Genomic DNA, 26,652 nt, shown 5'->3' with positions numbered 1-26,652 from the left:
CACACCGCACCACACCGCAACACGGCGCAATGCGCCGCCTTACTTCTGCCCCGTGATGCCGTACTTCTTAAGCTTGTACTGCAGAAGCGACTTAGAAACGCCAAGGGCTTCGGCGGCTTTGACTTTGACGAAGTCGTTGCGGGCGAGGGCGCGGCGGACGAGGGCGGCCTCAATCTTTTCGAGGGTGTCGCTGAGGTTCAGACGCGAGGGGAGCAGGTCGACGGCGCCTTTAAACTGCGATTCCTCGTCGCGCACTTCTGCGGGGAGGTCGTCCACGGCGATGGTGTCGCCGGAGGTGAGGACGACGCAGCGCTCAATGACGTTTTGTAGCTGGCGCACGTTGCCGGGCCACTCGTAGCCGGAGATGTAGTTGAGGGCTTCGGAGGAGAAGCCCTGCAAATCCTTCTCATTTTCCGAGGCATACTTGTGCAGAAAATGGGCGGCGAGGAGCGGAATGTCCTCGCGGCGTTCGCGCAGGGGGGGCACCTGGATGCGCACAACGTTGAGGCGATAGTAGAGATCCTCGCGGAAGGAGCCGTCCTGCACGGCTTTGGCGAGGTCCACGTTGGTGGCGGCCACGATGCGGATATCCACTTCTATCTCGGAGGAGCCGCCGACGCGCTCGAACTTGCGTTCCTGGAGCACGCGAAGCAGTTTGACCTGTAATTCGGGAGTGAGTTCGCCTATTTCGTCGAGAAACAGGGTGCCGCCGTTGGCGAGCTCGAAACGGCCACGGCGGCTGGCAACGGCGCCGGAAAAGGAACCTTTTTCGTGGCCGAAAAGCTCACTTTCCAAAACGCCGGGGGCGAGGGCCATGCAGTTGACGGAGACGAAGGGCGCGTCCTTTCGCGGCGAGGCGAAATGGATGGCGCGGGCGACAAGCTCCTTACCGGTGCCGGATTCGCCTTCGATGAGGACGGTGCTGCGTGTGGGCGCGGCTTTGTCCACCATGTCCAGCACTTGGTGCATGGCCTTGGACTTGCCGATGATGTTGTGCAGGCCGTAGCGCTCTTCGAGGTTTTCGCGCAGCAGGCGGTTGCTGCGGTGCATATCGGCAAGCTGGGTGGCCTTGGCGATGGAGAGAAGCAGCTCCTCGTTGGAAAAGGGCTTGGTGATGTAGTCGAAGGCGCCAATGCGCATGGCCTCAACGGCGGACTCGATACTGCCGAAGGCGGTCATGATCAGCACGGGAATATGGGGATAATTCCGGTGCACGTGCTCCAGAACCTCGTTGCCGGAGAGCTTGGGCATCTTCATATCTGTAATAAGGACGTCCACTTCGGACTCCTCCAGATAGGTCAGAGCCAGTTCCGGATCGGAGAGCGCGGTGACGTTGTACCCCGCCTCATCGAGGAGGGCTTCGAGTACGACAAGATAGTTCCGTTCATCGTCGAGTACGAGAATATTATGCGCCATTGTTGCCTGTCACCTTGCTGAACTGAAACGTGAATGAAATCTGTCTGCTGCCGGACGCACTGCGTTAGGCGGCGGGGAAAACGATGACCACCCGGGCTCCGCCGCTTTCGGCGTTTTCAAGCTGGAAGTCGGCGTTGTGGCTGGCCAGAATGTTGGTCACGATGGCCAGCCCGAGTCCGGTGCCGTTGTGCTTTGTGGTGTAGAAGGGGTCTGTGGCCTTCTCCAGCACTTCTTCCGAGAATCCGGGGCCGTTGTCGGTAATGGCGACGCGTACGCCGCGCTGAATGGGACGCGCCACAACGGAGACCTTGCCGCCGTCGGCCACGGCCTGCAGCGCGTTGCCGATGATGTTGTACACGGCGCGGTAGAGCAGGTCCTTGTCGCCGCGTACGAGAAGCCCCTCGGGCACGTCCTTTACCACGGCAACGCCGCGCTCGCGGCATTCGTGCTCCAAAAAGGCCACGGCCTGCCCAAGCACACTGCCGATGTCCACCTTTTCCATGCGCGGATTCTTGGGGCGCGCGTAGTCGAGGAAATCGTTGACGGTCTGGCCGAGGCGGCGGATTTCGTCGTTCATGACCTCCAGCATGCGCGTGGATGAGGAATTTTGTTCGGTGCCGGCCTTTTTGAGCAAAAATTCCGCGCTGGACTGGATGATGCCGAGGGGGTTGCGGATTTCGTGGGCAATGCCCGCCACAACGCGGCCCATGCTGGCGAGCTTTTCGGCTTGGTGGAGTTCGCGCTCCAGCTTTTCACGCTCGGCCACGCGCTGAGCGTTGAGTTCGTCGGCCTTGTGAATCATCGCCAGCAGCACAAGGAACAGGACAAGGGACGACACAATGGCCGTGAAGATAATCAGCCACTGAAAGCTGATGACGGTCTTGTAATCGTCAGTGATATCCTGTGTGAATTCAAGGATGCCCATGGTCTGCCCTGATGGCCCACCCGGAAAGAGACTGCGCTCGGTCCGCAGGGGATAGACCATGCGCAGCACCACGCTCTTGGGCTGCATGTCAAAGTCGAACATGGCCTGCCACGGAGGCACGCGGCTGATGACCTCAAAGCTGTGCTCCAGCTTGTTGAAGGCCTGACGCACAGCAGCCCCAGCCAAATCCCGCCGCCCCACAACGTCCTTGTTCAGGGAGAAGGAGACGACCTCCTCGTTGTCGTAGATGCGGAACTCAAAAACGTGCTGACCGTGGATGGTCTCCTTGATGACGTTCTCAAGCTGTCGGTATTGCTCGGGATTGGAGAGCTCAATATGCCGAAAACGCAGAAGCGTTGGCACGGTGAACCGCTGAAAAACTTGGTGGTTGATGTTTTCGGCGAGCAGATGGGCAAATTCCTGCTGCTTGGTGAGCAGGGTCTGGCGCGCGTAGTTGGCCATGATGACGGACAAAAAGAGCCCAGACGCAAGAATGAGCGCCAGCGAGCCCCATGACAGGAACTTCGCCAGTTTGAACGGCGCGGCGCCGATATCGGTACGTTGGGCGTTCACTCGTTTTCCTCCGCCGGGGTTGCCCCGAATCGCAGGCCTGAACCGTCAGGCCCATACACATAACATGCGTAAAAGCACGGCCACCTGGCCCCACTTACAAGCGCAAACAGATGCAGCCACCATACGCCGCGGCCATACATCCGCACACGCCCCACTCACTTCTGGCGGCAGGCGCGGCCCTGCCACAGGCACAGGCCGCGCCGCACGCCAAAACATCAACGGTCCCGGCAAGGCCGAAACCACACGCGCCGCCAGGGGCGCGCCTGCACTCTATTGTCCCGTCAGCACGCGCCCCACACGGGTGAGGGCGTCCACGACGGTGTCGTCGTCAAGGGCGTAGGAGAAGCGCACGCAGGCGTCGTCGCCAAAGGCCGCACCGGGCACGGCGGCAACACCAGCCTCTTCCAGAAGCAAGGTGCACAGCTCCGTGGAATTCTTGAACCTGTCGCAGTACAGCGCGCTCACGTCCGGGAAGATGTAGAACGCGCCATCCGGACGCGGGCACACAACGCCGGGCCACGATGCCACAACGTCCATGGCCTTGTCGCGGCGGCGGGCAAAGGCGTCGCACATATCCCCAAGCATTTCGCGCGGTCCGGTGAGCGCCGCAAGGGCCGCATGCTGGGCAATGGAGCACACGTTGGACGTGCTTTGGCTCTGCACCTTGGACATGGCCTTGACGAGGTCAGGATGCGCAAGGGTGAAGCCCACGCGCCAGCCCGTCATGGCGAAGCTCTTGGACAAGCCGTTCACCACGGCCACGGATTCGGGATGCTGTTCCCAGAAGGGGGCAAGGCTCACCGGCTCTGCCGGGGCGTACACGAGGCGGTCGTAGATTTCGTCGGAAATGACGAACACCCCGCGGGACACGGCCCACTGCGCAATGGCGGTGAGCTCGGCCTCGGTGTACGCAACGCCCGTGGGGTTGGACGGCGAGTTCAAGATGAGCGCGCGCGTGCGGGGCGTGGCCGCACGGTCCAAATCCTCGGGCGTCAGCTTAAAGCCCTGCGAGGCCGGAGCGCCCACCACAACGGGCACGCCGTCGGCCAGCTCCACCATTGCGGGATAGCTGACCCAGTACGGCCCGGGGATGAGCACCTCGTCGCCGGGATCAAGCAGGCATTGCAGCAGGTTATAGAGCGCCTGCTTGCCGCCGTTGGTCACGATGGTGCTGTCCGCCCCTGCGGACGTTCCGTAGTACGAATTGAAATACTCTGCGACAGCTTCGCGCAGGGCCGGGATGCCCGGAACCTGCGTATAGCGCGTCATCCCGTCGTCCACGGCCTTCTGGGCGACGTCGCAAATATGCTGCGGCGTCGCGAAGTCCGGTTCCCCAACGGACAGGCTGACAATCTCGCGCCCCTGAGCGCGCAGTTCCATGGCCTTACTGCTCACGGCCAGCGTCGCGGACGGCTTGACCTGTGCAATTTTCTTCGAAAGTCTCATAACCCACCTGTATCACAACAAAAGAGAATACCAACTCCCCTCAGCCGCTGTTCGTCTCCCCGGTTGTAGTGGAATTTCCCATGAAATGAAAGCCGTCAGCCCGCCCCGGGCGCGCCTTGACCTTTGCCATGGCGCGGAGCACAAGGGCCTGTATGCCAACATCACACCCCCCTCTTCTCCCCTTTCCTAAGGACTGCCTCACCGGCCGGTTCATCCGCCGCGTCAAACGCTTTAGCGTGGAGGCGGACGTGGACGGCGCGTCTGTGTGGGCACACACCAACAATTCCGGCAGCATGCTGGGCCTGCTGCGCCCGGGGGCGGAGGTTTTGCTGTCCCCTGCGGCCAACCCGAACCGCAAGCTCAAGTACACGCTGGAGACCATGGACTTTCACGGCACACGTGTGGGCGTGAACACCCTGACGCCAAACCGCCTGCTCAAGGCGGCATTTTATGCGGGAGTATTGCCGGAAACGGCGGGATATACCGAGTTCCGCGCGGAATCGACCATTGGGGACTCGCGCCTTGATGCGCGCCTTGATGGGCCGCAGGGCGCGCTGTACGTGGAGGCCAAAAACGTCACCCTCGTGGAGGACGACGTGGCGGTGTTCCCGGATGCCGTGACCACACGCGGGCAAAAGCACCTGCGCGAGCTGATGTCCCTTGCCGGGCAAGGCATCCGTGTGGCGTGCTTTTATCTCATCCAGCGCGATGACGCCTCGTGCTTTGGCCCGGCGGACTTCATTGACCCGGAATTTGCGCGGCTGCTGCATATGGCGGCGGAGCGCGGCGTGGAAATTTGGCCCTATGTGGCGACGGTCACCCCCCGCGGCATTGGCCTTGGGCGCCGCCTGCCCTATGTGGGGGACGCCTAGCCCTCCGGCATTACAACTTGGCTTTATAGGCCTCGTACTGCGTACACAGCCCAAGCTCACACGCGCGGCGCAGGTCCGCCATGCCCTTGTCCCGCGCGCCGCCGCCAATGCGCAGAACCCCGCGGTTCACATAGGCTTCGCCAAGTGACGGCATGCGGGCCACGGCGCGGGTGTAGTCGTTTTCCGCTCCCGCCATGTCGCCTGCCGCTTCGCGGATTCGGGCGCGGTTGTAGTAGTACCGCGCCACGCCCGGCTCAAGGGTGATGGCGCGCGTCAGCGCGGCATCGGCCTGCGCCACACGGCCACAACGCAAAAGCGCCACCCCAAGGTTATTCCACGTCCCGCTCTGGTCCGGCGCGCGGTCCGTTGCGGCGCGCAGGTCGCGACAGGCATCGGTATTGAGGCCAAGGGCAAGGTTGGCCCGGCCACGGCTGGCGTACCCCGCCGCTGCATCCGGCGCGTGGGTAATAGCGGCGCTGAAATCCTCGGCCGCAAGGCCTGCTTCACCAGCCGCCAGCCACGCCCGGCCTCGGATAAGCAGCGCGGAGGCGCTGTGCGGATTCTGCGTAAGGGCGGCGTCGCACGCATCGCGGCACTCGTCAAAGCGGCGGAGGCCAAACAGGGCAAGAGCGCGGTTGATGTGGTAGCCCGCGACGTTCGGCTGCGCGCGGCACGCGGCGGCGGCGTCATGCAGGGCGGCTTTGGCGCGGCCAAGGCGCAGCAGCAGCGCCGCGCGGGTATTCATATCCCGCGCTGTGGCGTGACCGCTCGCCACAAGGGCGTCAGCGCGCCGCAGGGCCTGCTCAACGTCCCCAAGCATAACGGCGTCCAGCAGGGCTACCCGCTGGGCCATGGGCGCTGACGACTCCTCCCCCACGTGGGACCGCGACGCGCACGAACACACCACACAAGCGCACAACAGCGCGGCAACGCAGCGAAACACCCTGCCCATATCATCCCCCATTTGCTCTCGTTTCTTGCAGCTCCACAGGCGTCTGGCTCACGGCCACCCGTTGGCTGAGGGCCTTTACCCGCGCCCAAACGCGCGCCCGGCCATCTCCAACGCACAGGACAACAGGCTCCACCAGCCCGGACGGCTGCGCCACAAGCACCACCCGTCCGGCATCCTGCCGCCCCAAAGCATCTCCCCCGGAAACCGCCGTGCGCGCCCAGAGAATGCGGCGCGGTTCCCGCACGGTCACACGCCCAGCGCGGCGCTGCGGGCTTTCCGGCGCGCCGAGAGGACGGGCCGACACCATTGGAGCGTCCAAATCCACAACCACCTGCCATGGCTGGCCCGTCAGCATGGCCTGCGTGCGGGCGCGTTGCACCACGGCGGCGCACCGGCGGGCCGTCGCATGCAGCGCCTCCGCGCCGCCGCCCCCGCGCCACGGCGCAAAGGCCAGCCCAGCGGCGCAGGACGCGATGACCAGCACCACCAGCACCTCAAGAAGCGTAAAGGCGCTATTCGATGGTCCAGCTGCCGATGTCCGCATCATCGTCCACGCCGCCCCGCTGACCGTCCGCGCCATAAGAAAGCACATCAAAGGGCCCATGCTCGCCCGGACTGAGGTACACATAGCGCGTCCCCCATGGGTCGCGCGGCACCTTGGCGATATAGCCGTCCTTTGGATACTCCCGCGGGACGCGGCCTGTACGCGGCTTGGTCACAAGGGCGTCCAGCCCCTGCTCCGTTGTGGGATAGGCCCCGCTGTCGAGGGCGTACTTGTGCAAGGCGGTGGCGAGGCTTTCCATCTGGAGCTTGGCCTTCACCACGCGCGCCTTGTGCGGCTCGCCCATAAGACGCGGCGTCACCAGTCCGGCCAGCACGCCAAGAATCACTATGACCACCATGAGTTCCAACAGCGTAAAGCCACCGCGCCCTCTCCGGCGCGGCGGTGTGGTGCGCGGTTTCACTGCGCGTCCTCCCTGTGCATGGTTGCGCCGCCCGGTGCGGCGCGGGATATGGTCGCCGTCACATGGACGGCGCGCCCCGACGTGTCAATTTCCAGCGCGGTGAGCGCCCCGCCACTCGCCTGCTCCGCCCGCCACAAACAGCCGAGCACTGCCCCAAGGGGGGCGCCCGCCTCCTGCCCCTTGGGGGCAAAATGGACGGTCATGGCCTGCTGCGCGCCAGCATCAAGGCGCATACCGCTGGCGACGCCGGACGCCTTGGCCGCCCACAGCAGGATGTCTCGCAGGCTCTCCTGCGGCCCCGGAACGGCGGCGGAATCCTGCGTCGGCGCCAATGCGCTTTGGGCGGGCCTTGCGGCAATTTCGGCGCGGTACTGCGCGGCCTCGCGCCGCACCTGCTGCGTGGTGGAGACGGTGGCGGCGTAGTGAGCGCGCGCCTGCTCCCGCTGCTGGGCCAGCAGGGCCAAACCCGCGCCCGCCGCCAACAGGGCCGCAGCAATGGCCCACCGGCGCAGCGGCCAGTCCAGCACCGCACGCAGTCCAGCACGCACGCTCATGGCGCGCCCCGCAACTGCGCGGTCAGGCGGTATGCGGCGCCGCGTCCGTCAGGCGCGGCCTCGCAGCGCACGACGTCAAAATATGGCGACGCCTCAAGAGCGCGGGCGACATCCTTCGCGCTGGCCGCGCCTTCCACCCGCACCGTGCACCGCACCGCTTCGCCATCACAGAAAAACTGCTCCAGACGCACCTGCGCGCCCGGGACGGCGCACCGCGTCAGCGCCACCAGCGCGCCAAGAACGCGCCCCTGCTCCGGCGCCCCTTCCGCGCGCAGACCCGCACGGCGGGCGCGGAGTATGGCCCCATATTCCTGCGCACTGCGTCTGCCGGACAGATGGGGCAGCGCCTCATGAACGGCGGCGTGCATGGCCTCCACCTGCGCCGCCGCGCCCCGGTGGTGAACGGCAATATCCGCCCCCAGCATTCCGGCAAGGCTGACGCAGGCAAACCCCGCACACGCGGCCACCAGAGCAGGCGACCAGCCGCGCCCCGCCCCGCCCCGGAGCGACGCAAAGCACAGCCCCGGTCCACGCTGCCGCGCCACGGCGGCAAGGCCCACCGCCGCGCAAAACATTGACGCAGCCGCGCCGTCCCCCTGTTCCGGCACCTTGGGGGGCGGTGCGGGCGAGACTTCAAGCCCGCACAGACGCGCCGCGTCCTCGGCAATGGCCCTCGCGCGGCCTTTATCATGCCCCGCCCACACAATCCGCGTGGGCGCGCAGATGCCGCGTTCCCGGCACCACACAGCCCACATGGCAATGCGGCGCGGCGCTTCTTGCGGCGGCGCGTCATCACCCACACATTCCGACCGGACAAGCACGCCTTCCCCGCCCGCCACGGCCACAAGGTCCACCACCGCGCCCCGCAGGTCCATGACCAGCGCGTCTGCGCCGCCCAGCGCGGCCATCGGCGCAAGGCCAAGCTGCGTCGGCCATATAGAGCATGGCGCAAGCCCCACGCGGCGAAAGGCGTCCGCCGTCGCGCGCACGCGCTCCCGGTCCACAGCAGCGGCCAGCACCTTGTGCTGCGCGCCAATACGCCCCGTGCGCCGCCACGCGGTGGCAAGGCCATCAAGAGACGTAGGGAGTTCCTGCTCCAGCGCCAGTTCCACCGCCTGCGCAAGCCGCCCCCCGGCGCGGCGGGGGAAGGAGAGGGGGCGCCACAGCATTCCCTCCGCGCCAAGGCCCACGGCGCAGGTGCTCCACGTCATGCCGCGCTCGCGCGCCACGTCCGCAATGCGGGCCGCCACAGCGTCCAGAGGACCGCTGGGGGCCTCCACAAGCGCGGCCGCGCGAACGCGCCCACGCGCGCCGACGCAAACCACCGGCACAGGACGCCGGGAAAGGTCCACACACAGTCTGCCGCCCATCATGCCGCGTTTGTTCCTTGCTGTTGCACCGTCCAAACCTGCGACCACACGGCCTGCGAAGGGCCGCCGCCAACGCGCCGCACCGCCATGCGCATGCGCCGCGTCACCCGGCCACAACGGGCCTCGGCGTCCACCACCGCCACCCGCGCCCGCACATCCACACACCGAACCACCACCGCCGCGTAGGATGCGCCGCCCCGCCCGCGGGGATGCAAATACCACCCCGGCGTCACGCTGCGCCGCGCATTGCGCCGCCCGGCCTCCACGGCCTGCCAAAAGGCTTCACCCCGCTCCGGCGCCGTCACCAGCGCCATGACCACCTCGCGCGGGGCGGTGTTCATATTGATGCGCCCGCCCGTGGCCTCCACCGTCAACAGCCTGCGCGCCTTCTCCGGCGGGAGCACGTCGCCCACCGTCATCCCCGGTCCCACAGGCATCATAAGGGCTTCGGCGAGGGTCTTAAGTGGGCGGTTTGGCGCGCCGGACCCGCCCGGCGCAGTCTCAAACCCTTCACTCTGCCCGGTCCCCCCACCAGCCATGCACGCGGCGTCGTCCGCGTCCACCCAGTCCCGCATGCGGCCAAGAATCCGCCGCGCCTGCGTTGGAGACAGTGGGCGGCCTGCCTCCTGCGCGGCCATGCGCACCAGCCGCACGAACACCCCGGCAAGGCCGCTTGCCTCCCGCACCTCCTGCGCGCGCAGCCGCGCCAGCGCGTTGAGGGGAAATTTACCCGTCTCGTCTTGGATGCTCACGCGCAGCGCGCCCGTTGTGTAGCCCGGCACTGCCGCGCCCCCTGCCGCCCCCTGCGCCGCAAAGGGCGACAGATGCAGGCGCTCCGGCGCCGCGCGCTCAAAGGCCGCGCGCCCGGTGGCGATGCCCGCCTCAGCCAGCGCCGTTGCCCCGGCTCTGCCCCGCAGCCACGCGGAGCCCGCCTGCTCCACCCGCACGCTGTGGGCGAGTTCCAGCGCCCACCACGAGCCAAGCGCCAGCACCACCAGCACAATGAGCAGCACGCCCCCGCGCTGTTCCTGCCCACGCGCCGTCATGGCCGCCCCCCGCCTGCGGGACGAAGGGCCGCTTCGCGCACCGGCGCGGCAATGGTAAACACCCGCCCATGCCCTTGCCCCGTGGCAAGGCCAAGGCGCACCCGCACGACGCGTAGCCCACGCGCCGCGCCCCCGTCCTCCACGGCAATGTCCATGCTGGTCACCGCGTCAAAGACTTCCGCACGCGCCCATGGGGCGCCGGCACCCCGCCCGCCCGCAGCGCACTCCTGACGGAGAAGTGTGGCGCGGCCGTCCCGGCCCTCACCCGGATGCAGAATGTACCGGACACGCTGCACCGCATCCGGCTCCAGCGCCCTCCCCTCAAGGGGCTGCGCCCGGGTTGTCAGGTCCAGAACGGTCCGCGCCGTCCGGGCGGGCAGCTGCACCTGCCGACCCGCTGCCCGCGGCTCCTCAATCCCGCGGAGCAGGGTCCGCACACCTTCGGCGGACCGTAAATCATCCTCCACAAGCGCAAGGCCCACCCGCGCCGCATGGCGCGCCGCCTGCGCATCACGCGCGGTCTGCGTTCCGCGCATCAGTCCGCGAAGCGCGCCCAGCACGCCAACACTCAGCGCCGCCGCCACAGCCAGCGCCACCAGCATCTCCACCAGCGTAAAACCACGGTCCGCGCGCGCCGAAGCACAAGACGTCATGTCCGGCGCTCCATGGTGCCGTCCTCCGCCCCCCGCAGCACTTTGGCGGTTTCAATGGTGTAGCTGTGCTCGCCACCCTGCCCCCACCGTGCGGTAAGGCGCAGGGCCAGCACTCCCGGCGCCTGCCGCCACGTGGTTGTGGTCCACGTTACGCCCGGCGTCGCTGTCTGTGTTTGGTCATCAACGCCGGGGGCAAAACGGCGACCGGAGGGCAAGGCGCGCCATCGCGCCAGCTGGGCCGCGGCCTCACGCACCACGGCGTCACGCCGGGACAGGGCGGCAACCTCGGCCTGACTGCGCTGCACGCCATGCAGCACGGCCACAAGACCAAGCCCCGCCAGCGCCCACGCCACAAGCGACTCCACCAAGGTAATGCCCCGCTGCGCCGCGCGCCGTGTGCCTTTCACGTTCCCCTCCACGCCTAGGCCGTCCGCGTCACGCGCAGCACTTCGGCAACGCTGGTCTTTCCGGCCACCACATCCCGGCAGGCGGAGCGCGCCAAGGGGCGCATGCCCCCTGCCACAGCGTGGCGGCGCAGGGCGTCGGCGTCGGGCGTCTGCGCCACAAGCCGCCGGAAGGATTCATCCACGCACAACACCTCCATCACGGCCTTGCGGCCCCGGTAGCCTGTGCCCCGGCATGCCTCGCACCCGCCAGCGCGGTACAGCCCCGCCCCGCCAAAGGGGTGGGACAGCCCAAGGTCCCGCAATTCCTCCGCCTGCGGCTCATACGCCTGCGCGCAGGACGGACACAGCCGCCGCACCAGCCGCTGCGCCACAATCCCGCCCAGTACGGACGACAGCAAAAACGGCTCAATGCCCATATCCACAAGGCGCGTCACCGCACTGGCCGCGTCGTTGGTATGCAGGGTGGCAAACACAAGGTGCCCTGTCAGCGCGGCCTGCACCGCAATCTCCGCCGTTTCCCGGTCGCGGATTTCGCCAATAAGGATAACGTCCGGGTCCTGCCGCACAATGGACCGCAGCCCAGCCGCAAAGGTGAGGCCGATGTTCTCCTGCACCTGCATCTGGCCGATGCCGTCCAGTTGATATTCCACCGGGTCTTCAATGGTCAGGATATTTCGCGCCGGCGTATTGATGTGCCGCAGCAGGGCGTAGAGCGTGGTGGTCTTGCCGCTGCCCGTCGGCCCGGTAATGAGCACCACCCCGTGGGACAGTCCCGCCAGCCCCGTGATGCGCCGGATATCCTCCGGCGGGGCGCCCAATTCATCAAGACAGAGCACCCGCGCGCTCTTCTCCAGCACGCGCAGGACCACGCGCTCGCCGTAGCCCGTTGGCAGGGTTGCCACGCGCAGGTCCACCTTGCGCCCCCCAAGGGCGAGGGAGATGCGCCCGTCCTGCGGCAAACGGCGCTGGGCAATGTCCAGCTTGGCTAAAATCTTCATGCGCGAAACCATGGCCGCATGCAGCCCCGCCGCAAGGTGGCACCTGTCATACAGCACGCCATCAAGGCGAAAGCGCACCCGCAGGGACTCCGGAAAAGGCTCAATGTGCACATCGCTCGCCCCCTCGCGGATGGCGCGGGCGATGATGGCGTTCACCAGCCGGATAAACGGCGCATCGCTGGTTTCATCCAGCAAATCCCTCGCCGACGCCTCAATGTCCGCCTCCGCGTCCAGCCCCGCACCGGCCTCGCCAGCGCCCGGCATGGCAATGCCGCCAATGTCATCGCCGCCCGCTTCGCCGTACGCCGCGCCAAGCAGCGCCACAATGCGCGAGCGCGGCGCCACCGCCACCCGCACATCCGCGCCAAACACCGCCGCCGCGTCCGCGGCCACCAGCAGCCCATCTGCCCCGGCCACAGCCAGCACGCGCCCGCCGCCATCGCGGCACAGCGCCGCGCCATGGTCCTTCATATACAGATAAGGCACAGCCCCAAGGGCGTCCGTATCCGCCGTGGCATTGGCAAGGTCCGTCACCGGCAGGCCATAGTGCCCGGCAAGAATCTGGGCGGCGTCCATCTCCGTCATATGCCCCCCGCGCACAAGGCCGCGCAACAGCGCCTCGCCCGCCGCGCCCCCCTCGCGCCGAAGGGCCTGTGCCGCCTGCTGCGGCACCAAGGGGTGCGTTTGCAGCATGTCATCAAGAGACTGGTCCAGCATGGAGGGAGGCGCGTTGACCACGGCCCTTCCCTGCGCTTGGGGCGAAGCCTGCGGCTGGGAGCCTTGCCCGGCTTGCCCCTGCGTCTTGTAGGGGTGAAGGGCGCTCATGGTTCCAGCACCGGTTGCGGCAAAGGCGGCGGCGCAATCCACGCCGCGCCAAGGCCGTCATCATCCACACCCACGCGCTCCAGTTCGCGCCGCTTTTCGCGCGCAATGCGCGCGGCGTGCTCCGGGCTGTCGATGATGCGCGGCGTTAAAAAGAGCAGAAGATTCGTGTCGCTCTGCCGGGTGCTTTTGGATTTAAACAGCCACCCAAGCCCCGGCACGTCCCCAAGGCCCGGCACCTGATTGCGGTCGCGCGATTCGTCGCGGCTCAGCAGGCCCGCAATGACAATGGTTTGCCCGTCGCGCACCTGCACCGTGGTTTCCACCTCGCGCTTTTTGGTGGTGGGGGCGAGAAGCAGTGGCTCGCTCTCGCCAACGGAGACCGTCTTGTTCACCACGCGGCTGACCTCCTGATGCAGGCGCAGGCGCAGCATGTCGTGCGTGCCAATCTGCGGGGTGACCGTCAGCTTCACGCCCACGTCCTTATAGGTAATGCTCTGGGTGGACTCGGTGTCTTTGCTCTCCGTGGTCACGCGCTCCACAAAGGGGATGGTATCCACCACATCCACCCGCGCTTCCTCATTATCCAAGGTCAGCAGTTGGGGCGTTGCCAGCACCTTGAAGCCCGTATCCACCTGAGACGCTGAAATGAGCGACTCCACGGAGTTGAAGCGCTGGTCACCAATGGTGAAGGGAAACAGCACCAGCCCCGCAGAGAATCCGGACGGCATGGAAAACGTCTCGCGCGCGCCATCCACCACGCCGGGCGCGCCCCCGGGGTTGGAGCCGCCAAAGACCAGCGCGTCCGTGCCGTCGATGCGCGTTGTGCCGCCAGCGGACCAATTCACTCCAAAGCTCAGCCCCTTATCCGCGGAGACCTCCATAATCAGCGCCTCCACGTACACCTGCCGCCGCGCCACATCGAGGCGGCGGATCATCTGCGACAGCACCGCGAATTCCTCCTGCGGCGCGGCAATGGCAAGGGCGTTGGTCGCCGTATCCGCTACCACGCTGATATGCCGCCGCGTGGCGTCTGCGGACGCCTCGCCCGCGCGCTCCTCCATCAGCTTGCGCAGCACCTCCGCCGCGCTCGCCGCGTCCGCATTCTCCAAATACACAAGGTGCACCGTGCCCGTATGCTCCGGCGTTGGCACGTCCATGGCGCGTACCAGCCGCCGCACAAGCTCCACGTCCTCCTGCACGCCCACCACGATGACCGTATTCGTCCGCGCCAGCCCTGCTACCGTGTGCGACACGCTCTCGCCCCGCCTCAGGCGCGCCTCGCGCCGCTCCGCCAGCAGGCGGGTCACCACCTCCGCCGTGGCCGGGGCGCTCCCGTGGCGCATGGCAAACACGCCCACATGCCCATCGCGCGCCGCCGTGTCCGCGCGCCGGACAATGCCCGCAATGCGGTCCACATTGGAGCGGTAATCCGTCACAATCAGCATGTTTCCTGCCGGATAGTCCGTCATCAGCCCAGCCGCAGACACAAGGCCAGAGAGGGCCTTGCGCAAATCCAAACTGCTGGCGTGCGTGAGGGGCAGCACCTGCGTCATCACCGCTTCGCCGCCGCCCGAAGGCCGTAGCCCCGCGCGGGTCGGTACGCTCATGCTCTGCGCCTCGGCAGAGGGAACAATCTTCGTCACCGCGCCCTGCTCCACCGTGGTAAAGCCGTGCACCTCCAGCACCGACGCAAACACCCCATACGCCTCATCCGCCGTAACCGCGCGCGGAGACAGCACCGTCACCCGCCCCTTCACCCGGCGGTCCACAATAAAATTCCGGCCCGTGACATCACTGATGTACTTGATGAGCGAGCGGATATCCGCGTCCTCAAAATCCATACGCACACCATCAGCCCCAGCGTCCTCGCCGCCGTCCGCCGCCGCAACGCCGCCAACCAGCAGACACACCAGCGCCGCAAGCACCATGGCCCCAACACATGCCCCGCGCGCCCACATCATCGGATGTCCACCACCAAAGCGCGGCGCGCTCCGTTCCGCAACAGCTCCACCTCGAAATGCTCCCGCCCCAGCTCATCCATCAGGCCCAGCGCCTCAGGGAGGCCCGTCACCTGCCGTCCATTCACCGCCGTAATAAAATCACCCTGCCGCAAGCCAAGACGGGCAAAAAAGCCCCCGTCCTGCACCCACTGCACACGAAAGCCCCCGCGGCCCTTCTCGCGCCCCGGGGTCATCGCCGCCTGCCGCAACACCGCAGACGGACTGCGCACAATCTTCTGAAATTCTTCACGCTCCAGCGTGTATGACATAGCGTCATACGCAGGTTGTTGCCGGTGCGCCGCCGGTTTTCCGGAGCGCTCTGCGCCATCAAACAGCAGCGCCACACGCCGCCCGGCACGCTCCAGCACCGCCCCGCGACGGTACACGGACACAAGCCGCGCCCCGCCAACACCGCCGCCCACACGCACCGCCGCCTCCTCGCCGCCACACGCAATCACTGCCCTGCACAGCCGCGCATCATGCGACACAATGGTGCCCCGAAGCGACACCTCCGGCCCCGCAAGCGGCAAGGCATCAAGCACACTGTCATCACGCCGCGCTGCCTGTCCCCGCGAAGGCGCAAGGACGTCACTCCCCGCCGCGACCTCACAGTCCCGCAGGCTTGGCGCCCGCCAGCCCTGGTGCGCGCCCAAGGACGCACGCACCGGCGCCGCCTCCAGCACAGGAGAGCGCCACATCTGCACAGCTTCGACAAGCCAATACAGACCGGCGCACACAAGCACAAACGCGACAAACCACGACACACAGCGCATCATCATCCTCTCAGCATCGCGAGAGCGCCGCACAACTGGCCAAGACAGCGCAGCAAATACGGACCACCTGTAACGATGTCCCTATTGCCACTACTTGACACCCATTTTTCAGTCAACGCCAAAGGAGACATGGCACTGGGGCCTGCATGATGAGGGAAAAGCTGTATGGAGGGTGGGGGTGACACGCTCTGTGTGCTCCGCAGGCTCAAGGGCGCGGCCCTTGAGAATCCCAAGTGCGCACAGGCCGGGTGCGTGTGGATAGGACGGTCGTCACCCCTGACATGCTCTCGGCCGTGTGGAGACAAATAAAAAACGCCGCCGTCATCTCTGACGGAGGCGTTCTCAGATCGTTTTTTTATCGAGTTACAAAGCCGTCTTCTCGCTCACCGGCCTCTGTTTACTCACCATGATGCGCGTTGTGCCAGCGACAGGCGGTGCCGACGATGTCATCGAGGTTGGTATAGCGCGGTGTCCAGCTGAGTTCGGTTTTGGCGCGGGTGGCGTCTGCCACGAGCATGGGCGGGTCTCCGGCGCGGCGTGGGGCGTTTTCAGCTGGGACGGGGGTGCCAAGGGAGCGTCCCACGGCGTCGACGACTTCACGAACGCTGGCGCCGTGCCCGGTACCGAGGTTGATCATACGGCTTTCGCCACCGTCCAGCAGCACCCCAAGGCCGAGCACGTGGGCGTCGGCAAGGTCGGTGACGTGAATGTAGTCGCGGATGGCCGTGCCGTCGGGGGTGGGGTAGTCCTGCCCAAAAATCTTGATGGGACCACGACGGCCAAGACCGGCCAGCACGGTGAGGGGGATGAGATGGGTTTCGGGATCGTGGTCCTCGCCAATCTCGCCGTCGGGGTCGGCACCTGCGGCGTTGAAGTAGCGCAGGGCCATGTGCCTGATGCCGTGGGCGTGTTCAAAGTCGCGCAGGACCTGTTCAATCATGAGCTTGGTCCAGCCGTAGGGATTGATGGGGCGCTGGGGGAGCTGCTCGGTCATGGGCATGGTCTCGGGCACGCCGTAGGTCGCGCAGGTACTGGAAAAAATAATGTTGCCGCAATTGTGGTCGCGCATGGCTTCCAGCAGATTCACGGTACCGTACACGTTGTTGCGGTAGTACTTGCCCGGGTCCTCCACGGATTCGCCCACATAGGTGTAGGCCGCGAAATGGATCACCGCGGCGGGGGCGTACTTTGCGAAGGCGGCGTCCAGCGCGGCGCGGTCCTGAATATCACCTTTGACGAGGGGGCCCCATTTCACAGCCCATTCGTGCCCATAGACCATATTGTCAAACGTGACGGGCGTGTAGCCTGCGGCCTTGAGTTGCTTGCAGGTGTGACTGCCAATGTATCCGGCGCCGCCGGTAACGAGAATATTCGTGCTCATCGCGTGCTCTCTTGCGTGCGTTGAAGGTCCGCGAAAAAAGCCCCGGGCGGGGCGTACTGGTCTAAGGGTACGGTTTCCCGTGGATTTTGTCACCACCGGGAACGCGGGGACGGGCGTCAGCCGCTCAAAAGGCTGCCCATCTCGAAAAGCGGAAGCATGATGGCCAAAACGATGCTGCCAACGATGGAGCCGAGTACGAGAATAAGGACCGGCTCCAACAGCGCCATCCCGCGCGAGAGGGCGCCCTGCACGTCCGCTTCGCAGGCGCGGGCCACGGTGCGGAGCATGGCGGCAAGGGCGCCGGACTCCTCCCCAGCGGCAATCATCTGCATGTCGCCAGCGTCGAAAAGCTTTTGGCGGCGTAGCGCTGCGGCCAGCGTTCCCCCGGCGATGACATCTGGACGAACGCTGAGGCTCTTGCGGTGGAGGGCGGCGTTACTCAGGACGCCCTGCGTGATGGTTAAGGCCTGATGCAGGGGCACCCCGTGTTTCAGGAGCAAATAAAGCGTCCGCGCGTAGCGTCCCGCGTCGAAACGGCGCCAGAGCGTGCCGAAGAACGGCGTACGCAGCACGGCGGAATGAAGGGCGCGGCGCCCAGCCTCGGTGCGCAGCCATAGCCGGAGGGCAAGGGCGGCGGCGAGGACGATCCCCAGAAGCCATGGCCACCACGCGCTCAAGGCGTGGCTGAGTGTGACCAGCACCTGCGTCGGTACGGGCAGCGCATGACCAAAGTCCGCAAATATCGCCGTAAGGCGGGGGACAACAAAGGCGAGAAGAAAGACGACCACCCCAGTACCAACGCAGCACAGAAAGGCTGGATAGGTCAGCGCGCTTCGGATGCGGCGGCGCAGGGCGTCGTAGCGGGTGGTTGCCGCCCCGATTTCCCCAAGCACGGTGCCAAGCATTCCGGAGGCCTCTCCGGCGCGGACCATGGCGAGGACCATGGGGGAAAACTGCTGCGGCGTGCGCTGCATGGCTTCGGCAAATGAGGCCCCGGCCCGAACCTGCTCGCGAATGCTGGCGAGGATGCGCTCCGGGCGCGCGCCAACGCCGTGCTGCAGCATGCTGGTGAGCGCGGCGTCGAGGGGAAGCCCTGCATCCAGCAGCGTGGCAAGGCGGGTGGTCATGGACGCAAAGTCGCGCGGGGCAAGAGGAGAGCGCATCCGGGCGGCAAGGGCCCTGCGCAGTGGAGAGGGCGTGCTCGGTGCGCCACGGCCAACGTCCTCCAGCCACAGGGGAACAAGGTGGCGCTCGCGCAGGATGCGCCCTGCCTCAAAGCGGCTGGCGGCATCCACGGTGTCCTTCAGCACCTTGCCCTCTGGTGTGGCGGCTTCAAATCGAAAGACTGGCATGTGCCTCAAGTTCCTCACTTGCCTGAAGGTCTTCGTGCATCCGGTACAGAAGGTTCTGTATATCGGCTTGGCAAGAAAGGAAAGGGCCGACGCTACGTTGCGGGGACGGGGGGCCGGGTTTCGGCCTGCCGCTGGGCGCGGGCCTTGGCCTGCTCCATAAAGGCCTCAACGTGCAGACGGTTTGCCGGGGACTCGGTGCCGTCAAAGGCAAGAGTGATGCAGGGAACGCCATAATGATGGCTGACGGTGCGTAAGAGCGCTGTGACCACCGTCCCGGGCATGCAGCCAAAGGGCATGACGTTGATGATGCCGTGACACCCGGCATGAATCATATTCACAGCCGCGCCAACGCTGAGCACGGCCTCACCGCGTAGACTGTCGCTGATGTAGGGCGCGGCGGCGCGCAGGGTGGCGGCGGTGTTTGGTTCGTGAATGGTGCGCAGGTGTCCGTCAAAGACGTGCTCAAGGCGGCGCTGAATGCCCCCCTGCACCCGCCGGGTCATCCCGAGGGTGAGCAGGGCCCGCAGGTCGCGTTGGCGGCAGGCGTCCTGCACGGACATGGCGTTGACGTAGGCAATCCATTCGCCGATGGGGGCGAGCCATGGTTCCCCGCCAAGGTCCATAACCTTGCGGCAAATATCCTCATTGCAAAAGGCGTTGGAGCGGACGTAAATCTCCCCGACGATGCCGATGCGGGGCACCTGCGGGCTGTGGCCACTGTGCAGGGCGGCGAAATCGTCACGCGCGGCGGCAAGGGCGCGCGGCGCGGCATCAAGCGGCCCACGTAGCGCCTGCCGCAGGCGGCGACAGTGCTCGCGGTGGCAGGCGTCCACCTGTTCGGGGTCTGCCGCGTTGGGGCGCGTCTCATGCAGGCATTTGGTTAAAAGGTCGTAGGCGACGATGCCGTACCAACAGCGGCGGGCGAGGTCGCGCCCGGCAATGCCCATATCATCATACAGGCGAGCGGATTGCTCCGGGGCATACAGCGGAACATCCGCGTAGCCGAGGGAATCCAGCACCATGCTTTGGGCGTGGTTGTATTGCCCAAAGCGGCACGGGCCGGTGCCCCCGGGCATGAAAAAGGCCGAGCGCTGGGGCTGAAAGCCCGGCTCGGCGCATTTTGCCAGTACATCACCAAGGGTGGTGGCGTAGGGGTAGCACTCCTTGCCGGAGCACTCCCGCTGCGCGAGGGACACGGCGCCTGGCGTGGTGCGCGGGAGCACTTCGGCCTCGACTCCGCAGGCCCGAAACGCGGATTCCAGCCCGTACGCGCCGTCGGACATACGCGGCAGGTACACGGTGCGCCCGCGTCCTGTATACGCGGCTGGGCGCGGCAGGCGGGGGCGCGTGGCGCGCTGCTCGCGCCCGGCCTTGCGCCGCGCGCCGATGCTGTCCCAAAAGGCCTCCACCCGGGTGATGATGCCTGCGTCCGCGCTGTGCTCGTCAATTTCCAGAAAGAGGGCGGGCGTTCCCGCCAGCTCACGTTCGGCCAGTGTGTTGATGAACGCGTCCGGCCCGCAGAAAAAACTGCCAATGCAGACGGGATACAGCCGCGCATCGCCGCGCACGGCGCGAAGCGCGCGCAAAATGCGCTGCCCGGAACGCCAATACATGGTGCCCCACGTATCGCTGACGTCCTCTGCCGGTAAAAAGTCCATGGGGATGGCCGGGATGCCAAGGCCCGCCAGCTTCCGCGGCAGGTCGAGGTTCATGCCGGAATCAAAGGCGTTGTAGGGGCGCCCCACCACCACGGCGGCCTCGGTGTCGAGGTGCTCCAGCACTTCGCGGCCCTTGGCGCGCAGGCGGTCTTCAAACTTACGCTGCGCTGTCCACGCGCGGGAGAGCGCCGTACGGACTTCGCGGCGCGTGACGCGCCATGGCCGGAGCGCGGTGTGCAGTTCACGTTCCACGGCCCGGTCACCGCGCCGCAGGTTAAGGGCTGGGGCCACCACTGCCGCGCGCGGGGCAAGCTGGCGGACCTGAAAGGGATAGCTCTGCGTCAGCGGGCACGAGAGGCCGTCACCGTGCGGGTCGTCCGGTGTGTTCATGTTGATGAAGGATGGGACAAACAGCGCCTCGCACCCCTCCCCGGCATCGAACTGCGAGTGCAGCAGATGCAGGGCGTGCCCGAGGGCGGCCTTGACCGGGAAGCAGGTGTCAGCAAGGACGGCCTCGGACCCGAGGCGCGTCACTGCTGCCCGGGTTGTGGGGGAGAGGACGGGTTCAAACCCACACTCCCAGAGCAAGGTCGTCACAAAGGGCATCATGTCGTGCAGGAAGAACGCCTGCGGCACGCCCATGCGCCCACGCCGCGCCCGTTCGCCTGCTTCACGGAAGAGCCCCTCGCGCCGTGCATGCTCGGCCATGAGGGCGCTGTGGCGGAAGGCAAACAGGTCCTCACCGGGCGGCTCACTGCTCCGGCGGATGTCGTACTTTTCGCACCGCCCTCCGTAATACAAACTGTCCGCCTCGCCCTCGATGCGCACGGCGCGGATTTCGCAGTGGTTCTCGCATCCCTTGCAGGTAAAGGATTTTTGCTCGTAGCGGCGTTTGCCAAGGTGGAAGCCGCGAAAGGCCGAGGGGCGCTCACCTTCGGCGATGGCGTCGCGCGCGGACAGGGCCATGCCGATGGCCCCGGTGACGTCGTGGTGCTGGGGGATAACGATGGGCGTTTCAAGGATGCGCTCAAAGGCGGCGATGACCGCGCGGTTAAAGGCCGTGCCGCCCTGAAAGAAAATCCGCGAGCCAATGCGGCCCTTGCCCACAACGCGGCCCAGATAATTTTCGACGATGGAATAGGCCAGCCCGGCCAGCAGGTCGTCCATGTCCGCGCCCTGCGCAAGGGCGGAGAGCAGGCTATTTTCCATAAACACCGTGCAGCGCTCGCCAAGGCGGCAGGGCGCTGCGGCGCCAAGGGCGCGCTGGGCGAATTCGCCCGTGATATCAATGCCGAGCTTCTCGGCCTGTTCTTCAAGGAAGGAGCCTGTGCCAGCGGCGCAGGCTTTGTTCATGGCAAAGTCGGCAATGACGCCGTCGTCAATGCTGATAAATTTGGAGTCCTGCCCGCCTATTTCGAAGATGGTGTCCACGGCGGGATCAAGAAAAACTGCCGCCCGCGCCTGCGCTGTGATTTCATTGAGCACAACGTCCGCGCCGATAAAGTCCGCAATCATATAGCGCCCGGACCCTGTGGTGCCGACACCGCAGATGCGCACGCGCCCGCCAAGCTCATGCCCAATTTCGCGCAGGCCGCGCCGGACGGCCTCGATGGGGCGGCTGGCCGTACGCAAATAGCGCCGCGCAAGCACGCGTCCTGCCGCGTCCACAACGGCAAGATTGGTGCTGATGGACCCCACGTCCACACCAAGGTAGCCGTCGCACCCTTCCGGCGGGAGGGGGGCGACATCACTGGTCATGCATTCTGGATGGCGCGCGGCAAATGCGGCGGCATCATCCACAAGTGGAGCGCGTTTGTCGCGTCCAGTGCGGCGGGCTTCGCACCGCTGGCGCAGGGCTGCAAGGACGGCCGTATCCAGCCATGCTCCGCGCCCTTCGCGTTGACCGATGAGGGCCGCGCCATGCGCGCCCGTGGTGGTGGGCTGCGGCGGCACATGCAGGGCGTCCAGCCCCAAAACTTCCCGCAATGCCCGGCGCATTCCGGCGCTGAGCGCCACGCCGCCCACAAAGGCCACGGGCTGGCGCACCGCCCGGCCACGGACAATGGCGCCCTTGAAGTTGCGCGCCACGGCAAAGCACAGTCCCGCGACAATATCCGGCACGGACGCGCCAACCTGCTGCAGATGAATCATGTCCGATTTGGCGAAGACGCTACACCGCCCCGCCACACGTGGCGGCTCCGGGCATTCGAGGGCCACGGCGCTAAAATCCTGAATGCTGAGGCCCATACGTTCGGCCTGCTGGTCCAAAAAGGCCCCGGTCCCGGCCGCGCACACGGAGTTGAGGGAGAAGTCCTCCAGCACGCCGTCCGCAAGGGTAATAAGTTTGGAATCCTCACCGCCAATTTCAATAATGGTGGCGGTATCCGGCACGGCGGCCAAAACACCTGCCGCATGGGCCGCCAGCTCCGAAATATGTTCGGCTTTCGCCTCGTCGGCCAGCCGCCGGGCGCCGGAGCCCGTCATGGTCAGGGCAAAGCCGCCGTGGGCGTCCAGGGCATCAGCCAAGAGGCGCAGGGCGACGGCTTCCGGCTCCCCCTTATGCCGCTCATAACGCTGGACAAGGGGAGCGCCATCCGCATCAAGGACCACCAGCTTAACACTGACCGAGCCGACATCCAGCCCGCCCCAACGCTCCGCCCTCAGTGCCGCTTCGTCATTTTCCGCGCGCCGTGACCGCATGGCTTACTCCGCCGCCGTGGTTGAGGGTTCCGCCGCATCCCGCAGACGCCGTAAAAATTCGCGTAGGAATGCCGCGTCCATATCGCGGCCTCCAAGGCGGAGTCGCTCCACATGCGCCACACGGTTGCCCCGGGGCGTTGTCACCAGCGTCATGCGGACTTCGTGAGTTTGCGCGCCGGAGCCGAGGGTGCCCTCCCACGTCCCCTCTTCCGTCTGCCGCCACGCGCGTGTAGGCCCCTGCTTGGCGGTGACAGCCTGTTCCAACACCGCGGGGGTCACTGCCGCGCCAGAACCAAGGGACATGCCGAGGAAATCCCCCGTCGCGGAACGCACCACCAGTGGCAACGCGGCGACATCCGCGGGAAGTTCCGCGGCACGTTCTGCAGAGGCTGATGCGCCGGGCGGGGCGGATGTCTCCTGCTCCTCCGGCGCGTGCGGGGCCCCGCGCGTTTGTTCGGGCGGTGGTTCGGACGGTTCGCTTTGCGGGGCGGTTTCGTGGGCGGGGGTGGCCTTTGCATCCACGCGCCCCACGCTCCAGCGCTCCGCCCGGCCGTCCTTGCCGCGAATCGTCACCACGCGCGCCTTTGGCGCCTCGCCAGCGTCGCAGCCGCGGCGCAGGGCCGAGACGTCCTCCCGCAGGCGCGCAAGTTCTTCCAACATTTCCGGGCTGTCAGCGCCGCCTGCGCCCACACCGCCCGAAGCCTGTGCGCGGCCGAGGATGGCGTCTATGCGCTGCTCCAGCGAGGCGACACGCTCCATAACGGCGGACTGGGCGGACTCCAATTGCGTCAGGCTGCGTTCAATGCCGCCCAGCACGTCCGCGCCTGTTCCCCGAACCCGCCGGATACCCGGAGCGCGCCCCTTTTCGCGGCATGAGGGGAACTGCTCGTACAGGCGCTGGCGGATATGTTCCACAGAAAGGCCCTCGCCAAAGCCCTTGCGGATGGCGCGGCACACGGCAAGGCATTCCGGCGCCAACCCAAGGGGTTTGCCCGCCCGCGCTATGGGCAGGCACTCCGGAAACTTGGAGCGGTAGTTCTTTACTGTGGAAACAGAAACGCCTAGAGACTCCGCAATATCGGCATGCGTCAGTACGTCGTCAGGCATCGACACTCCCGGGCTCTTAGGATTACAGGGTTTCCCGATGACGATACGACGTTTTGAGCCCTTGAGCAAGGCGCTATGGAAATCACTTTGCGTCCTTTTCAAATGCCGCTAGCATACACCGCAAAGCACTCACCCAAGACCAACAGGACAGCCGCCGTGACGACACAGGCCAGCCAGTACACCTACGCCGAACGCATCCACAAGGCGCTCCTTTACATTGAACAGCACCTTGCCGAAGACCTCTCCCTGGACGCCATAGCCGAACAGGCCTGCCTGTCGCCGTTCCATTTTCATCGGTTGTTTACAGGCATGGTGGGACAAAGTGTGAAGGCCTATCAGCGCCGCCTGCGCCTTGACCGCGCGGCGTCGTGGCTTCTGTATTCCTCCCGCAGTATTGCGGACATTGCCCTTGAGGCTGGGTACGAATCGCAAGAAGCCTTCACCCGCGCCTTCAAGACGCATTTCGGTACGCCGCCCAAGCGTTTTCGTCTTCATGGTTCCCCTGAACTGCTTGGCCGCGGCGGAAGCCCGCGCGAAACGTTGTGCGCGCATCCAGACTATGCTTTGGACCGCTTTGGCCTCAGCATCACCATCAGGACCATCCCCGACGCCGCTGTGCTTTCGGTCCGGCATGTTGGCTCCTATTACGACTGCGGCTGGGCGTGGGAGACCCTGTGCGACTGGGCCGGGGCGCAAGGGCTTCTTACTCCGCAAACACGCTTTTTCGGCGTCAGCCACGATGATCCCGCCAGTACGCAGGATAATTTTATCCGCTATGACGCCTGCTTGACCGTCAGCGGCGAGGTGCCCCCGCCGCCGCCTCCCATCACGCCCATCACCATTCAGGGCGGCGATTACGCCTGCTGCACCTACACCGGGCCATACGACAACCTCCAAGCCGTGTACGCCGCCATCTGCGGGCAGGGCATTCCGCCCCTTGGCCGTGAATTCCGCAACTCCCCCAGTGTGGAGTGCTATCTCAACACCCCGGAGCAGACCGCCCCGGAGGACCTCCGGACCGAGGTTCGCATCCCCCTTGTTGCCCGCTAGGCAAAACAGCAAAAACGGTCAGGATTCCCACCCCCCGCACGCGCTATAAGGGCAGGACAGCAACACCTACACACCAAGGAGGTTCTCCATGCCTGAAAAAACGTTTTCCCTCGAAGCCTTTGGCGCGACCGCAGAGGTCAAGACCCTTGCCCCCATGCATGTTGCCAAGGTGCGCCACGTTGGCCCGTATGAGGAGTGCGAGCAGGTTTGGACCACGCTTATGGAATGGGCCGTCCCTGCCGGTGCCGCGACCGAGGACGCCCTCTACCTTGGCGTCGGGCACGACGACCCCGCCGTCACCCCGCCGAACCAGATTCGTTACGATGCCTGCGTCACCGTGGCCGACTCCATCGCCCCGGCGCCCCCCGTGGAACTGATGGACATCGACGGTGGCGACTATGTGTGCGCCGTGGTTAAAGGCCCGTACTCCGAGCTGAAGCACGTTTACGTCGCTCTCATGGATGAAGCGCTGCCCGCCCTTGGCCGGGAGTTCGATCCCAAGCCCTGCGTGGAAATATACCTGAATGACCCCCGTCACGTGCCGCCGCAGGAGCTATTGACGGAGGTTCGCCTTGCCGTGAAGTAACGGCAACACACCCATGAGAAGGCATGATAAAGCCCGCCGCGTGTTGGTCCACGGGGCGGGCTTTTGTGTTGGTGGAGGGGGGGAAGTGGGGTGACGAAGGAACGCGCTTCCATGACCGCGAAGGCCGGGGCGTAGCGGCGCGAGGGGTTATTCGCTCCAGTACTCCAGCTTGTCGAGCTCATTCGCGCACGTGATGCTCCCCTGCACTGTGCCTAGCTCTATGCCCAGCGATTGGACCATCCACCCGTCCTGCATCTCTTTCGGGATTGGATACGGCGGGTACAGGCCAAAGGGGTAGGCAGGAACAAAGCCGTGCTTGGGATAGTATTCAATGTGACCGAGCACGAAGACGAAACCGAAGTTCATGTCCTTCAAGTGGTGCAGCCCGGTCTGGATCAACTGGCCGCCTATTCCCTGTCGCTGGGCCTGTGGCAGAACCGCTAGCGGAGCGAGAATCGCCGCGCGGGCGTCACTGCCAGAGATCGTAACCTTCGTAAACAGAATGTGCCCCACAGCCCTGTCACCATCGAAGGCCAGCAGCGAACACCGCGGCGCCGCGCTGGGATCGCGTAAGAGGTTCAGCGTCAGCCGCGCTTCGTCCTCTTGGCCAAACGCCGCCGAATGGATGGCAAAAATGGTTTTGAAATCAGCGTCAGTTGTCGGGCGTATGGTGATGTGTTGCGCGTGCACCTTTTCTCCGGTGTTGTTTTGTCAGTGAGGGATTTGTTGGCCTGTAAGGACGTTAACGCAGGGAGATGGTTGGAAGTCAATATTTGAATTGAGGGAGGGAGGAATGGTGATGGGCCGTGTTGTGAGGGCGAGGAGAAAGCGGCTTTGGTGGTGGGCGGATGGTGGCGGCAAGTGAATGGCGGAGCACGGCACGGTCGAGGCCGCTCTGAACGCTTAGAAGCGTTCGACTGCTTTGGTGTTTCTGTGCTTCGCGCGGAGGGATGGTGGTTGGGGAGGGTTGGGCAGAGAGGGTGATGTGTGGGGGAAAAATGAAGAAGGAGGCGGAATGAGGGGCGGGTGAATGGTTGGACGTT

22 protein-coding genes are annotated in these 26,652 nt (G+C 65.8%); 3 read left to right on the top strand and 19 right to left on the bottom strand.

Annotation, left to right across the window (positions count from 1 at the left end; all coding sequences use genetic code 11):
* Window positions 1-39: 39 nt before the first annotated feature.
* The 3 genes from ACY69P_RS01265 to ACY69P_RS01255 all read right to left on the bottom strand — a co-directional run bounded on the left by ACY69P_RS01265 (window position 40) and on the right by ACY69P_RS01255 (window position 4,360).
* A complete protein-coding gene (locus tag ACY69P_RS01265) occupies window positions 40-1,416 on the bottom strand; it encodes a sigma-54-dependent transcriptional regulator (RefSeq protein WP_462326310.1) in 1,377 nt (458 codons plus the stop codon).
* A 64-nt stretch (window positions 1,417-1,480) separates the two neighbouring features.
* Window positions 1,481-2,914, bottom strand: a complete 1,434-nt coding sequence (locus tag ACY69P_RS01260) for an ATP-binding protein (RefSeq protein ID WP_462326309.1) — start codon at window positions 2,912-2,914, stop codon at window positions 1,481-1,483.
* A 270-nt stretch (window positions 2,915-3,184) separates the two neighbouring features.
* Window positions 3,185-4,360, bottom strand: coding sequence for a pyridoxal phosphate-dependent aminotransferase (locus ACY69P_RS01255; RefSeq protein ID WP_462326308.1), 1,176 nt, complete (start codon window positions 4,358-4,360; stop codon window positions 3,185-3,187).
* A 152-nt stretch (window positions 4,361-4,512) separates the two neighbouring features.
* Here ACY69P_RS01255 and sfsA point away from each other — a divergent pair, with 152 nt between their 5' ends.
* Window positions 4,513-5,232: a DNA/RNA nuclease SfsA gene (gene sfsA / locus ACY69P_RS01250; RefSeq protein ID WP_462326307.1), complete on the top strand. Its 720-nt coding sequence runs from the start codon at window positions 4,513-4,515 to the stop codon at window positions 5,230-5,232.
* A 10-nt stretch (window positions 5,233-5,242) separates the two neighbouring features.
* Here sfsA and ACY69P_RS01245 read toward each other — a convergent pair whose 3' ends face one another.
* From ACY69P_RS01245 to ACY69P_RS01175, 15 genes are all read right to left on the bottom strand, one after another.
* Complete coding sequence (locus tag ACY69P_RS01245) at window positions 5,243-6,085, bottom strand: tetratricopeptide repeat protein (RefSeq protein WP_462326306.1); 843 nt, start codon at window positions 6,083-6,085, stop codon at window positions 5,243-5,245.
* Between the two features lie 100 nt (window positions 6,086-6,185).
* Window positions 6,186-6,731, bottom strand: coding sequence for a prepilin-type N-terminal cleavage/methylation domain-containing protein (locus ACY69P_RS01240; protein WP_462326305.1), 546 nt, complete (start codon window positions 6,729-6,731; stop codon window positions 6,186-6,188).
* Complete coding sequence (gene gspG, locus ACY69P_RS01235) at window positions 6,697-7,149, bottom strand: type II secretion system major pseudopilin GspG (RefSeq protein WP_462326304.1); 453 nt, start codon at window positions 7,147-7,149, stop codon at window positions 6,697-6,699. The genes ACY69P_RS01240 and gspG overlap by 35 nt, the downstream gene beginning before the upstream one ends.
* On the bottom strand, window positions 7,146-7,703 hold the full coding sequence (locus ACY69P_RS01230; RefSeq protein ID WP_462326303.1) for a hypothetical protein: 558 nt from the start codon (window positions 7,701-7,703) through the stop codon (window positions 7,146-7,148). The genes gspG and ACY69P_RS01230 overlap by 4 nt, the downstream gene beginning before the upstream one ends.
* Entirely contained in the window at window positions 7,700-9,076 is a 1,377-nt protein-coding gene (locus ACY69P_RS01225) for a hypothetical protein (RefSeq protein ID WP_462326302.1), read from the bottom strand. The genes ACY69P_RS01230 and ACY69P_RS01225 overlap by 4 nt, the downstream gene beginning before the upstream one ends.
* Window positions 9,073-10,119, bottom strand: coding sequence for a hypothetical protein (locus tag ACY69P_RS01220; RefSeq protein WP_462326301.1), 1,047 nt, complete (start codon window positions 10,117-10,119; stop codon window positions 9,073-9,075). The genes ACY69P_RS01225 and ACY69P_RS01220 overlap by 4 nt, the downstream gene beginning before the upstream one ends.
* Window positions 10,116-10,772, bottom strand: coding sequence for a PulJ/GspJ family protein (locus ACY69P_RS01215; protein ID WP_462326300.1), 657 nt, complete (start codon window positions 10,770-10,772; stop codon window positions 10,116-10,118). Before ACY69P_RS01215 ends, ACY69P_RS01220 begins: the two co-directional genes overlap by 4 nt.
* The gene (locus ACY69P_RS01210) at window positions 10,769-11,179 is read right to left on the bottom strand and encodes a type IV pilus modification PilV family protein (protein ID WP_462326299.1); all 411 of its coding nucleotides are present in this window, start codon (window positions 11,177-11,179) and stop codon (window positions 10,769-10,771) included. The genes ACY69P_RS01215 and ACY69P_RS01210 overlap by 4 nt, the downstream gene beginning before the upstream one ends.
* Window positions 11,180-11,193: 14 nt before the next feature.
* Window positions 11,194-13,002 (bottom strand): GspE/PulE family protein, encoded by a 1,809-nt coding sequence (locus ACY69P_RS01205; RefSeq protein ID WP_462326298.1) that lies wholly within the window; start codon window positions 13,000-13,002, stop codon window positions 11,194-11,196.
* On the bottom strand, window positions 12,999-14,963 hold the full coding sequence (gene gspD / locus ACY69P_RS01200) for a type II secretion system secretin GspD (RefSeq protein WP_462326297.1): 1,965 nt from the start codon (window positions 14,961-14,963) through the stop codon (window positions 12,999-13,001). Before gspD ends, ACY69P_RS01205 begins: the two co-directional genes overlap by 4 nt.
* Entirely contained in the window at window positions 14,960-15,766 is an 807-nt protein-coding gene (locus ACY69P_RS01195) for a PDZ domain-containing protein (RefSeq protein WP_462326296.1), read from the bottom strand. Before ACY69P_RS01195 ends, gspD begins: the two co-directional genes overlap by 4 nt.
* Before the next feature lie 406 nt (window positions 15,767-16,172).
* Entirely contained in the window at window positions 16,173-17,156 is a 984-nt protein-coding gene (gene galE, locus ACY69P_RS01190) for a UDP-glucose 4-epimerase GalE (RefSeq protein WP_462326295.1), read from the bottom strand.
* A 116-nt stretch (window positions 17,157-17,272) separates the two neighbouring features.
* Window positions 17,273-18,508 (bottom strand): type II secretion system F family protein, encoded by a 1,236-nt coding sequence (locus ACY69P_RS01185; RefSeq protein ID WP_462326294.1) that lies wholly within the window; start codon window positions 18,506-18,508, stop codon window positions 17,273-17,275.
* 92 nt (window positions 18,509-18,600) lie between these two features.
* Window positions 18,601-22,866 carry an acyl-CoA dehydratase activase gene (locus ACY69P_RS01180; RefSeq protein ID WP_462326293.1) on the bottom strand — a complete coding sequence of 1,422 codons (4,266 nt, stop codon included), beginning with the start codon at window positions 22,864-22,866 and terminating at the stop codon, window positions 18,601-18,603.
* 3 nt (window positions 22,867-22,869) lie between these two features.
* A complete protein-coding gene (locus tag ACY69P_RS01175) occupies window positions 22,870-23,973 on the bottom strand; it encodes a hypothetical protein (RefSeq protein WP_462326292.1) in 1,104 nt (367 codons plus the stop codon).
* Between the two features lie 156 nt (window positions 23,974-24,129).
* Between ACY69P_RS01175 and ACY69P_RS01170 the strand changes: the two genes are divergently transcribed.
* A complete protein-coding gene (locus tag ACY69P_RS01170; RefSeq protein ID WP_462326291.1) occupies window positions 24,130-25,023 on the top strand; it encodes an AraC family transcriptional regulator in 894 nt (297 codons plus the stop codon).
* Window positions 25,024-25,111: 88 nt separating this feature from the next.
* Complete coding sequence (locus ACY69P_RS01165; RefSeq protein WP_462326290.1) at window positions 25,112-25,609, top strand: AraC family transcriptional regulator; 498 nt, start codon at window positions 25,112-25,114, stop codon at window positions 25,607-25,609.
* A 147-nt stretch (window positions 25,610-25,756) separates the two neighbouring features.
* Here the strand turns inward: ACY69P_RS01165 and ACY69P_RS01160 are convergent, their stop codons facing one another.
* Entirely contained in the window at window positions 25,757-26,299 is a 543-nt protein-coding gene (locus ACY69P_RS01160; RefSeq protein ID WP_462326289.1) for a GNAT family N-acetyltransferase, read from the bottom strand.
* Between the last annotated feature and the right edge of the window lie 353 nt (window positions 26,300-26,652).

It is taken from the genome of Desulfobaculum sp. (assembly GCF_054921475.1).
Note: the sequence above shows the minus strand (reverse complement) of the source record. Positions and strands in the feature narration are given on the sequence as shown.